The sequence below is a fragment of the Clostridium tyrobutyricum genome (assembly GCF_019144085.1).
Lineage (GTDB): Bacteria > Bacillota > Clostridia > Clostridiales > Clostridiaceae > Clostridium_B > Clostridium_B tyrobutyricum_A.
Genome location: NZ_JAHHUY010000010.1, coordinates 1 through 12,605, shown reverse-complemented (window position 1 = coordinate 12,605; position 12,605 = coordinate 1). Strand labels below are relative to the sequence as shown.

General features: G+C 30.0%; 10 protein-coding genes. 1 reads left to right on the top strand and 9 read right to left on the bottom strand.

All coding sequences use genetic code 11. The annotated features are described in order from the left end of the window. Positions 1-11 precede the first annotated feature (11 nt). The 9 genes from KM800_RS06305 to KM800_RS06265 form a co-directional block, all read right to left on the bottom strand. The gene (locus KM800_RS06305; RefSeq protein WP_217812330.1) at positions 12-902 is read right to left on the bottom strand and encodes a deoxyribonuclease IV; all 891 of its coding nucleotides are present in this window, start codon (positions 900-902) and stop codon (positions 12-14) included. Between the two features lie 91 nt (positions 903-993). Next, positions 994-1,191: a cold-shock protein gene (locus KM800_RS06300; protein ID WP_254906478.1), complete on the bottom strand. Its 198-nt coding sequence runs from the start codon at positions 1,189-1,191 to the stop codon at positions 994-996. A gap of 202 nt (positions 1,192-1,393) precedes the next feature. Further along, positions 1,394-3,127, bottom strand: coding sequence for a penicillin-binding transpeptidase domain-containing protein (locus tag KM800_RS06295; protein WP_217812329.1), 1,734 nt, complete (start codon positions 3,125-3,127; stop codon positions 1,394-1,396). A 167-nt stretch (positions 3,128-3,294) separates the two neighbouring features. Further along, positions 3,295-5,169 carry a molecular chaperone HtpG gene (gene htpG, locus KM800_RS06290; protein ID WP_217812328.1) on the bottom strand — a complete coding sequence of 625 codons (1,875 nt, stop codon included), beginning with the start codon at positions 5,167-5,169 and terminating at the stop codon, positions 3,295-3,297. Between the two features lie 185 nt (positions 5,170-5,354). Then, the gene (locus KM800_RS06285) at positions 5,355-6,515 is read right to left on the bottom strand and encodes a methyl-accepting chemotaxis protein (RefSeq protein ID WP_217812327.1); all 1,161 of its coding nucleotides are present in this window, start codon (positions 6,513-6,515) and stop codon (positions 5,355-5,357) included. Between the two features lie 91 nt (positions 6,516-6,606). Then, on the bottom strand, positions 6,607-7,587 hold the full coding sequence (locus KM800_RS06280) for a D-isomer specific 2-hydroxyacid dehydrogenase family protein (RefSeq protein ID WP_217812326.1): 981 nt from the start codon (positions 7,585-7,587) through the stop codon (positions 6,607-6,609). A gap of 148 nt (positions 7,588-7,735) precedes the next feature. Next, complete coding sequence (locus tag KM800_RS06275; RefSeq protein ID WP_217812325.1) at positions 7,736-7,969, bottom strand: TIGR04540 family protein; 234 nt, start codon at positions 7,967-7,969, stop codon at positions 7,736-7,738. A gap of 84 nt (positions 7,970-8,053) precedes the next feature. Further along, complete coding sequence (locus tag KM800_RS06270; RefSeq protein ID WP_217812324.1) at positions 8,054-9,790, bottom strand: ABC transporter ATP-binding protein; 1,737 nt, start codon at positions 9,788-9,790, stop codon at positions 8,054-8,056. Continuing rightward, positions 9,777-11,525, bottom strand: a complete 1,749-nt coding sequence (locus KM800_RS06265; protein ID WP_217812323.1) for an ABC transporter ATP-binding protein — start codon at positions 11,523-11,525, stop codon at positions 9,777-9,779. The genes KM800_RS06270 and KM800_RS06265 overlap by 14 nt, the downstream gene beginning before the upstream one ends. 328 nt (positions 11,526-11,853) lie before the next feature. On the opposite strand from KM800_RS06265, the gene KM800_RS15625 reads away from it, so the two are divergent. Further along, positions 11,854-12,605 (top strand): DNRLRE domain-containing protein (locus KM800_RS15625; protein ID WP_217812322.1); only part of this gene is annotated, 752 nt, incomplete at its 3' end.

Below are 12,605 nucleotides of genomic sequence, written 5' to 3'. Positions count from 1 at the left end.
CTTCATTGAAATTATGAAAATATATCTTCTTTTATATTAGAGTTAAACACTTTTGACTTAAGCATGGCAATTTCATATTTGTAGGGAGGTCTTTTATCCCCTCTGTCATTTAAAAGATATGGTGTTTCAAGAATTTTAGGTATATTCTTTAAAGCATCATGATTTGCTATATAGCAAAGTGCATCAAAACCAATATTGCCAAATCCTATCATCTCATGTCTGTCTTTTCTGGAGCCCCTAGGATTCTTACTATCATTAAGATGAATTACTTTTAATCTATCCAAACCAATTATATGATCAAATTGATTCAGTATACCATCAAAATCATTTACCACGTCATAACCTGAATCATTAATATGACATGTATCGAGACAGATTGTAATTTTTTCATCATACTTTACTCCATCTATAATTCTAGCAAGTTCATCAAAATTTCTTCCACACTCAGATCCCTTTCCAGCCATAGTCTCAAGAGCTATATTAACCCTCTGATCCTTCGTAATAACTTCATTCAAGCCTTCTACAATCTTATTTATACCTGCATCTATTCCCGCTCCGACATGTGCTCCTGGATGCAATACAATGTTATCTGCCTTTTTCATGGCACTGGTTCTTTTTATCTCTTCTCTCAAAAAATTTACACCAAGTTCGAAAGTCTGTAGTTTTACACTATTTCCCATATTTATTATATAGGGAGCGTGAACTACTATTTCATCAATCTCAGCAGCATTCATCTTATCTATTGCTTCATCAATTCTTAAATTGGCTATTGGCTTTCTAAAAGTATTCTGTGGAGCTCCTGTATAGACCATAAATGTATTTGATCCATATGATAGCGCTTCCTCTACTGAACCAAGCAGCATCTTTTTTCCACTCATGGAAACATGTGAACCTATTTTCAAAATGAACTTCACCTCCTATATATTAATAAAATATTGCCATAAAAATAACTCGTTGAGTAAATATTCTACTCAACGAGTTATTTCAGGTTAATTAAAGAATGCTGATATTTTCTGCTTGAGGTCCTTTTTGTCCATCAACTACATCATAAGATACTTTCTGACCTTCTTCAAGTGTCTTATATCCATCTACATTTATTTGAGAAAAATGTGCAAAAACATCTTTTCCGTCTTCTCCTGTAATAAATCCATAACCTTTTTCTGAATTAAACCATTTAACTGTACCACTCATTATAATACATACCTCCGAAATTTTATTTTCTTAAACTCTTTGTAATAATAAACCAAATAAAATTTCGATCTTAACATACTTAATATACGTGCTAATTGAAATATATCCGTGTTTCATTATTTACGATTCATTTAAGTTCTTTATTATATTATCACACTTGATTATAAAAATCAAGCTATTTTTTGAATTTAACTACATAATTCTATTTATTATATATATAGTCAGTATAGTTGTAAATTTCACTAAAAAGTTCTTTAGCTACAGGAGCTGCTGTCTGTGCAGAATAATAATTTGAAGCATCTGGTTCATCTATAGATATAATTAAAGTAATTTTAGGATTCTGATATGGAGCCATTCCTGCAAAAGATGAAACATATTTTCCCGGTTCATATCCTCCTCCATTAGCATATGCTTTTTGTGCAGTACCAGTTTTACCTGCAATATTACACCCTTCAACATAAGCATTTTTGCCAACACCATCTGAAACGACTTTTTCGAGATATCCCCTAAGTGTTGTTGTGACATCCTTATCCATTATATTCTTAGCTTTAGTATCATTAAATTTGCTATCTCCTACAAATTCATTACCTTTATTAAAGTTTCCAGTTTCTTTCATAATATGAGGTGTAGCCCACTTTCCACCATTTGCTATTGCATTAAATACAGACATATACTGAATTTGTGTCATTGCTATACCTTGTCCAAAAGCAGTATTTGCTAAATCCAAATTTTTAATGTCTTTAACATTTTTTACTATACCAGATGACTCACCAGGAAGATCTATACCTGTTTTAGTTCCAAAACCAAATTTATTTATATGGCTATAAAGATTTTCCTTTCCAAGTTGCACTCCAAGCTTGGCAAAACCTACATTATTAGAATTCTTAAGTATACCCTGCAGGTTCATCATACCATGATCGGCCTTATCCCAATTATATATTGAATTACCGTCGATAGAAACACTGGCATTGCACAAAAATTCCTGATTTTCATAACTTTTACTAGTTTCAAGTGCTACTTCAGATGTAACTGCTTTAAATATTGATCCCGGTTCAAACGCCCATTGCACTGCATTGTTTTTCCATAAATCTTCTGAATTGTTAGATGAATTAAGATCATTACTAGGTTTATTTACCATGGCAAGTATTTCTCCATTTTTAGGGTTCATTATTGTAATAGTAACACTTTTTGCTTTATTTGTTTTAAGAGCAGTGTCTGCTGCTTTTTCTGCAAACAGCTGAAGTTTTGCATCTATTGTTAAAACCAGATCTTTTCCATCAATCGGTTTTGTATATGTAGCCTGATTATAAGGTAAATCTTCCCTTTTATTATCTACTTCTGATATACTTACTCCCGGAGTACCTGTGAGTAATTTATTATACATTAATTCTACTCCACTTAATCCTTGTCCATCAGAATTAGTATGCCCGAGAACTTGAGATAAAAAATTACCATTAACATAATATCTTTTAGTATCAGAAGAAATAACTATTCCATTGATACCTAAGTTTTGTATTTTTTTAGCTTGTTCACTAGATATTCCTCTTTTTAATGCTGAATATTCGTCGTTTGAATTCATAATTTTATCAATATTGCTTTTATCCATTCCCAATATACTTGAAAGCTGCTTTTCAAGAGTATCTATACCAATATTTTTATCTTTTAAAGATTGCTTTAACGTTCTTAAATCCAAATCAATTCTTGAAGAAGGTTCATTGGTTGCTAATTGATTATAGTTTCTATCCAATATTTCTCCTCTTGTTGGTTTTATCAGAGTCTTGTCCACCCATTGTTTTTCAGCCATTAATTTTAGTTTGTCTCCATGGACTGCAGAAATATAGTACAATCTGCACATAATAGTAATTAAAATCAGAACAATTACAGAAAATACAAAGAATAATCTACTACTTGATACAAGTTTGTTTTTTTCATCCAATATATTTCACCTCTAAACTGTTTTCTTAAAAATGTAGATGTTATTCCATAATTTTATATTATATACAAATTATTTGCAAATAATATTATTAATTTTATGTATAAAAACACCCGCAGATACTATTATAGCAGTTCTGCGGGTGTTTTAGTCCGATTTATTTCATTTTATTATTTAATTAAACAACATACATCATTTGCAAATTGCACCGGGTCATCTACAGAAAGACCTTCAATAAGAAGTGCCTGATTGTAAAGCACATTTGAATACATCTTAAGTTTATCCTTATCCTCCTGAAATGCTTTCTTTATAGCCTTAAACATTTCATGATTAGTATTTATTTCCAAAATCTTATCGGCTTTAACCTTCTGGTTGTTTGGCATCATATTAAGTACCTTTTCCATTTCGATAGACATATCTCCATCATTTGCAAGGCAAACCGGATGTGTCTTTAATCTATTTGATGCTCTAACTTCTTTAACTTTATCCTTAAGTATTTCATGCATAAAATCAAAAAGTTCTTTGTTTTCTTCAGTTTCTTTTTTACTCTCTTTTTCATCAGACTCAAAACCCAAATCTTTACTTGAAACTGATTTAAATTCCTTATCTTTATATTTCATAAGCATCTTAATAGCAAATTCATCAACTTCATCTGTAAAATACAATATTTCAAATCCCTTATCTCTGACCAATTCAGTTTGAGGTAATTTTTCAACCTTTTCTAAAGTTTGACCCGCTGCATAATATATAAATTTCTGATCATCTTTCATGCGGGATACATATTCATCAAGACTTACAAGTTTTTTCTCAGTAGAAGAATAGAACATTAATAAATCCTGAAGTACTTCCTTATTGGCTCCAAAATCTGAATAAACCCCATATTTAAGCTGTCTTCCAAAGTTTTTATAGAACTCTTCATATTTTTCACGATCCTTTTTAAACATCAAAAGAAGTTCACTCTTAATTTTGTCTTTTATTCTCTTAGCAATAACTTTAAGTTGTCTATCATGTTGTAAAAGCTCTCTTGATATATTAAGAGAAAGATCTGCAGAATCAACCAAACCTTGAACAAAGCTAAAATAATCAGGCAATAAATCTGCACACTTATCCATTATTAAAACTCCATTTGAATAGAGTTCCAATCCTTTTTCAAATTCTTTTGTATAAAAATCGTAAGGAGCCTTGGCTGGTATAAATAATAGCGTAGTATAACTTACTATTCCTTCAGCCTTCGAATGGATAACCTTTAATGGTTTTTCATATCCAAAATGCTTATCCATATAAAATTGATTATAATCTTCATCTTTTAATTCATTTTTATTTTTTCTCCAAATTGGTACCATACTATTTAAGGTTTCATCTTCAAAATAGTCCTCATGTTCTTTTTCATTATCCTTTTTAGGTCTGCTCTTCTTTACCATCATCTTTATTGGATACTTTATAAAATCAGAATACTTCTTAACTAACTCCCTGATTTTATATTCCTCAAGAAAATCATCATATTTTTCATCTTCAGTATTTTCTTTGATTTTCAACACAATTTCAGTACCTACTGAATCTTTTTCACAAGGTTCAATATTATAACCTTCTATACCTTTTGATTCCCATTTATAAGCCTCATCTGAATCTATAGATTTAGTTTTTACAGTAACTAAGTCAGATACCATGAAAGCAGAATAAAATCCTACTCCAAATTGTCCTATTATATCTACTCCATCTTTTATTTCATTTTCGTTTTTAAAAGAAAGAGAGCCACTCTTTGCAATAGTTCCAAGATTATTTTCAAGTTCTTCCTTTGTCATTCCTATACCTGTGTCAGTAATTGTAAGTGTTCTTTTTTCCTTGTCTGCAGTAATTCTAATATAAAAATCTTCTTTATTAAAGCTTACATTTTCATCAACAAGTGACTTGTAATAGCTTTTATCTATTGCATCACTTGCATTGGATATAAGTTCTCTTAAAAATATTTCTCTGTTTGTATAAATTGAATTGATCATTAAATCAAGCAGTCTTCTTGACTCTGCTTTAAATTGTTTTGTAGACATTGTACCATTTCCCTTCTCTATAAATAAATATTTTGTATTTTTTTATGTAAAAACCTCAATAAAACTACATCTCTATAGTATTGATGTAGTTTATTTAAGAATCAGTGTTTCTATTAGCACTCATAATAACTGAGTGCTAATTTTATTTTAACAATTATTTGTTCTTTGTCAATATGTCTTTAATATTATTTACTAACTTTTTCAATAATCTGTACTATCTGTGAACCAGCTTCATCTAGTTCATTCATCTTGTTTTTAACAGTATTTAAATTTTCAATCAGTTTGGTATTCTTTTCAGATATACCCTGCATATTATTAGCTCCGTCTGTAAAATTCTGTGCCATTTCATTTATGACTTTTACTATCCCACCAATAAATAAATTTAATTCCTCAGATGAAGCACTGAAATTGTTCATAAATTCATTTATGTTATTAGAGTCTTTGGAATATCTTGAGGAGGCTTCATCAAATTTGTCATAATCCTGTGAAACTTCAGTTGATATATAACTTAATGCACTTTTAGAACCTTCTACTAGTCTATTTACAGAATCAACTACAGAATCAACTATCACTTTTATATTACCTGCAGTTTCCCCGGATTGTTTTGCAAGTTCCTTTACTTCATCTGCTACTACAGAAAATCCCTTTCCCGCTTCTCCTGCTCTTGCAGCTTCTATAGATGCATTTAAAGCCAAAAGATTAGTCTGTTCTGTAATATCTATTATTGCCTGTGTAAGCTTGTTTATCTCATTTACGGATTTGCTCTCTTCTATAGCACTTTCTATATCCTTTTTTATATTGGAATACATAGTATTTGATCTATCACGTGATTTTTGTGTTGTAACTTGAAGTTCTTTACCCCTTTTAGAAGATTCCTTTGAAAATTTTGAACCTTCCTTTGCCTTGTCTGATATGTCATTTACTGCATTTCCCATTTCCCCTGAAGATGCAGCTATTTCTTCTGCAGATGCAGAATTTTCTTCCATACTTGCTGATATGTTTTCTATTTCTCCTGCCGTTTCACCCAACTCACCTTCTAATTCTCCAAAAAAGGTTATTACGTTATGTATGTTTTCATTTATACTATTTGCCAGAGAATTTAAATTCTCTGTGAATTCTTGTAAATGAGCATTGGAATTTTCATCTGAGTTTTTTTGAATGTTTTCCGTTGATAAGATTTTTTTGGAGAATAGAACCGCTCCTATTATGCTGGAAATAACTCCTATGAAAAGCATTATTGAAATTGTTGGTACTGAAACTTGATTAAATGTCACTATTGAAAAAATTATTATAGGAATCATGACCATTAAAAAGATAAGAAATACTGACTTCTTGGTGAAATTCATTCTAAATTCACTCCTTTAAATATAATATGTGTTAGTTAAATTATCGTATTTTATATAAAATCTTTATCCCTTTATTGAGAAATATTTTCATTTAATAAACTTCCCATGGATTTTCTTTTTCCTCAACAAATAAAGTACAGCTTAGAATAGAATTTTCAACCATGTCACTTACGGCCTGATCAGTATAAAAAGCCGTATGAGGTGTAACAATAACATTAGGATATGACTTAAGTATGGCCAAATCCCTATTAGTAATTACCTGACTTTTCAGATCATTATAGTATATATTTGATTCATTTTCTATAACATCCAAAGCTGCTCCCCCAATTTTTTTATTTTCTATGCCATCAATTAAATCATTTGTATTTATTAAAGAACCCCTGGCTGTATTGATAATAAATACTCCATTTTTCATCAATGCTATAGAATTTTTATTTATTATATGATAATTATCCTTTGTAGCTGGTACATGCATTGTAATAACATCACTTTTTTGAAATAGTTCTTTTAAATCAACATATTCAGCATATTGATTTAATTTTTTATCTTTATATATATCATAGGCCAACATTTTACAATTAAATCCACTTAAATGTCTTATTACTGTTTTTCCAATTCTTCCCGTTCCAATAATACCTACAGTTAAATTCTGTAGTTCTTTTCCTTGAACGCCCTTTAATGAATAATCCTGTACATTGCTTCGTTCCATAATAATTTTGATCTTTCTTGATAACATAAGTATCATCATAACAGTATAATCAGCTACGCTATTTGGTGAATATGTTACATTTCCAACATGAATACCAAATTCTTTGGCACTTTTAATATCTATATGATCATATCCAATTGTTCTTGTAGATATAAACTTCACACCAATTTGATGAAATTTTTCCATTAATTTTCTATCAACTGACGTTGTAATAATACTTATACAATCAAATCCATTTGCCAAGCTTACATTTTCTAAAGTTGGTCCTTCTTTGCTCAATTCAATTTCAACATTATATTTTTTACTAAACTTCTCAAAATACTCAGCTTCATCCATTCTATAACTATATACTAAAATTTTCATTGTTACTAAACTCCCCCTTATATTTTCATATTATTCCACATGAAGACTATAAATGTAATTTTATATCATTAGATATTATAATTCAACTACTAGAAAAATAGCACTTAATTCACTTTTACAATAGGAATTAAGTGCTTGAATATGCAAATCAGTTCATTTTTTTATATATATTATCTATAACATCTGCTCTTTCCCTACCTATTGCATTAACTAGTCTAGTCGGCATAAATCCATTTTTATAAACTCTGTCTTCATTGGCGCTTATTATAGTCTTAACTGATTCTTCTAATTTATCTTGATCTATCAAGTCATCAAAATATGACTCAACTAAATCTCTCAATCTACTTGCCAATTCATTTGGATTTTTATAAACTTGTCTCATTTTTATTATACTCCTCATAATTTAATATTAATTTTATATAACCATGAATTATTATATTTTATTTTCTCAAATATTTCAATAACTCTATCTACTTTCAAACTGACTTTTATAAAGTTTGGCATAGAATCCACCTTTATTTAACAATTTTTCATGATTTCCTCGTTCAACTATTTCACCATTGTTCATTACCAATATAATATTTGCATTACGTATGGTAGATAATCTATGTGCTATTACAAAACTTGTTTTTCTATCCATCATTGTATTAAAAGCACGCTGAATTTTTGCCTCAGTTCTCGTGTCAATATTACTAGTTGCTTCATCTAATATGAGCATAGGTGGATTTATTAACATAACTCTTGCTATAGTCAATAACTGCTTTTGTCCTTCTGAAAGATTAGACCCTGCTTCTGTTATAACAGTATCATAGCCTTCTGGAAGTTTCTTTATAAAATTATGAACATATGCTGCTTTTGCAGCTTTTTCAATTTCATATTGTGAAGCTTCCTGTTTTCCATAACTTATATTTTCCCTTATTGTACCCTCAAACAACCATGTATCCTGTAGAACCATCCCAAATAATCTTCTAAGATTATTTCTTTTCATTTCATATATATTGGTTCCATCTATCATTATATTTCCTGCATTTATATCATAAAATCTCATAAGAAGATTAACTATTGTAGTTTTTCCAGCACCTGTAGGCCCAACAATTGCAATAGTATTTCCTTTTTTTATGTCTGCACTAAAATTATTTATGAGGGGTACTTCCTTTACATACGAAAAAAATACATTCTGAAAATCTACATTTCCATTACAATTGACAATCTCTTTAGTATTTTTTGAATCATCTACTTCCTGAACTTCATCAATAATTGAAAATACCCTTTCACAAGATGCAAGAGCAGCTTGAAGTTGTGTAGCAACACTGGTTATATTGTTTATAGGCTGAGAAAATTGAGTTGAATATGTTAAAAAGCTTGATATTGTTCCCACACTAAGACCATTTAGGACTGAAAGAAGTCCACCAACTACTCCAACCAATACATATGTTATATTATTTACAAATCTAGTTGATGGATTGGTAAGTGATGAATAAAACTGGGCCTGTTGACCACATTTATAAAGTCTAGTATTGATTTCATTAAACTTTTCCTGTGAGGCTTTTTCATATCCGAAAATTCTTACTACCTTCTGATTTCCTATAATTTCTTCAATGTATCCATTTAATTTACCTACTGTCTTTTGCTGTTCTTTAAACATCTTATTTGATCTTTTAGTAATAAAAGAAGCTATAACAAAACAAAGTGGTGTCATACATAAAATAACTAAAGTCACCTTTATACTTAATGAAAACATCAATACTATAGAACATACCACAGTTACAATTCCAGGATAAAATTGTGTAATTCCCTGAAATAGTCCATCTGAAATGGCATCAATATCATTTGTCAGCCTGCTCATTATATCTCCATGGGCATTGGAATCAAAATACTTCAGAGGAAGCTTTTCAATTTTATCAAATGCTTCATTTCGTATATCTCTTACAGTTCTAAAGGATATTATATTAGCTACAATTGTAAATATCCACATGAAAAAGGAACTTACTCCATAAACTACTGCCAATATAATTATTATTTTAAATAAATCATGAAAATTCACTCTACCCTGTCCTATAATTCTGTCTATTCCCTTTCCAACAATAAATGGTATAAATGCTGTTAATACGTTGCTGATAAGTGCGCATACAAGAGATATAACCAGATATATTTTATAGTTGCCAATATATTTAAATAATCTAAATAAACTATTCTTTTTCATCTATACTAATCTCCTTTGAAACCTGTGAATTATATATCTCCTTGTATACACTGCAATCTTTCAACAATTGTTCATGGGTTCCCATGCCTGAAATATTTCCATCATCAAGAACTATTATTTTATCTGCAGATCTTATAGTACTTATTCTCTGACTAACCATAATAATTGTCATTCCATTTGCATTGTTTCTAAGATCTTTTCTAAGTGCTGCATCAGTTGCATAATCAAGCGCACTCAAACTATCATCCATAATTAGTATTTCAGGATTACGTACTATAGCTCTTGCTATAGTAAGCCTTTGTTTTTGACCTCCAGAAAAATTAATTCCTCCTTGAGATATATTGGTTTCATATTTTAATGGAAGTTTTTCAATAAATTCTGCTACCTTTGAAATTTCAGCAGCTTTTTTAATCTCAGATAAGCTCGCATTATCTCTTCCCCATTTTATATTTTCCATAACTGTTCCAGAAAATAAAACCGCCTTTTGAGGTACCATGCCTATTTTATATCCAAGTTTGTCCTTAGGGTAGTCCCTGACATCAATACCATCTACTAAGACTCTACCTCTTGTAGCATCATAAAGTCTTGGAAGCAAATTTACAAGTGTTGTTTTTCCAGATCCAGTACCTCCAATTATTCCAACAGTCTGACCAGGTTCTATACAAAATGATATATCTTTAAGCGAATATTCTTTTGTATTTTTATATGTAAAAAATACATTTTCAAATTTTATAGATCCTATATCTTTAATCAATTCTTTAGTATCTGAAAAACTATTATTGTATTCTATACTTGGATTTACATCAAACACTTTATTCACACGTGATGCACTTGCAGCTGCTTTTGTAAATACGACAATAAGATTTGCTACAATTATAAGTGCTGAAAGTACTAATGTAGTATAGTTTATGTATGCGATAATTTTTCCTCTAGTAACTAATCCACCGTTTACTCTTATGCCTCCAAACCACAATATGAACAAAACTGAAAAATTCATTATTAAACTTGTAATTGGATTCATAAGTGCCGATATCTTTCCAACACTTATTGAAGTATCAGTTTGATCTTCATTTGATTTTTTAAATCTGATTTTTTCGTATTCCATTTTTGAAAAAGCCCTTATTACTCTTACTCCTGATAAATTTTCTCTCAGTACAAGTGCAAGTTTATCTAATTTTTTTTGTACTACCTTATAGAGAGGAAGTGATCTGCTCATTATCATATAAACTGCAAATGCAAATATCGGTATGGATAAATACATTATAATTGAGAGTTTTGGGTCCAAAAAAGTAGCCATTATAATTCCACCTATACATAAAAAAGGAACTCTTATGGCAAGACGAATAAACATGGCAACTGCAAGCTGAAGCTGGTTTACATCATTAGTGACACGATTGATAAGTGAAGATGTACCGTACTCATCAATTTCATCATAGGATAGAGTCCCTATCTTTTTAAATAATTCTTTTCTCAATATAGTCCCGAATCCCTGAGATGCTATAGATGCAAAATATTGGCATGTAAATGAACATATAACTCCAATTGCAGCCATTAGAAACATTATGATACCTATTTTAAGTATATAAGAAGTGCTTCCAATCTTTATACCCTTGTCAACAATCAGAACCATAATAGTTGGTATTAGTATTTCAAATATTGCCTCCAGCAACTTAAATACAGGTCCTAAAATAACTTGCTTTCTATAAGGTTTGATAAATTTAAGTAATTTTAGCAAAACGTTACCTCCAATAACTATATAATATGTGCAATTCTCTGTAAGTCATACATATTATATCAAACATACTTCTATATTTAAAATACATAATATATATTAGTTATATATAATTTTTATATATAAGATTATATTCACATTTATAGCATGAAATCATTATATACAACTTAGTTTTAATATTTAAGATTAAAGTTAAATATTGTAGTAAAATCGGAAATTTATTTTAAAGTATTTTTAGTAGAACATACATGATTAAAATTTCATATACTATAATTAAACAATACTATATTTATACAATAGAATAATACTCCAAAAACGAGGTGGAAAATTCATGACATCTTTTACAGTTCATACAACTAATGATGTATATATTTCAGAATCCTATCCAAATAAAAATTTTATTTCATCGTCACTTTTATTTACAGGAGAATATTCTCAATATGATATTCATGATTCCTATAGATCTTTACTGAAATTTGATATAGATAATTATATAAACTCTGGAGTTATAGTAGAAAGTGCTACTTTATACCTTTATGTAACTAGAAAAGATAATTTACAATCTTCATCACAGTATATTACTGTTTGCAATAATTTAAATGACTTCAGTAAAAATACAGTTACTTGGAACAATGCTCCAAATATTTCGGCAACTTCTTATACAGCAATAGTGTCAAATTCAGATGTAAATCATTATGTAAAAATAGACATTACAGGCTTGGTTAATAGTTGGTATTCTAATTTCATATCTAATTACGGTATAACATTGATAAGTATGGATGGAAACTTAGGATATTCTAGCAGTCGTTGCTGTAACAATTTACCTTATATATTAATAAAATGTCGTACTAATCCATGTCGTCCATCTTGTCAGCCAAATAAATCGCCATGTCCACGGCCATGTCCACCGCCATATCAACCACCATGTAAAATATGTCCTACTGGTGCCACTGGTCCTACTGGTGCTACCGGAGATACTGGCGCTACAGGTGATATCGGTCCTACCGGCGCTACCGGTGATATCGGTGCTACTGGTGCCACTGGTCCTACCGGCGCTACTGGTGATATCGGTCCTACTGGTGC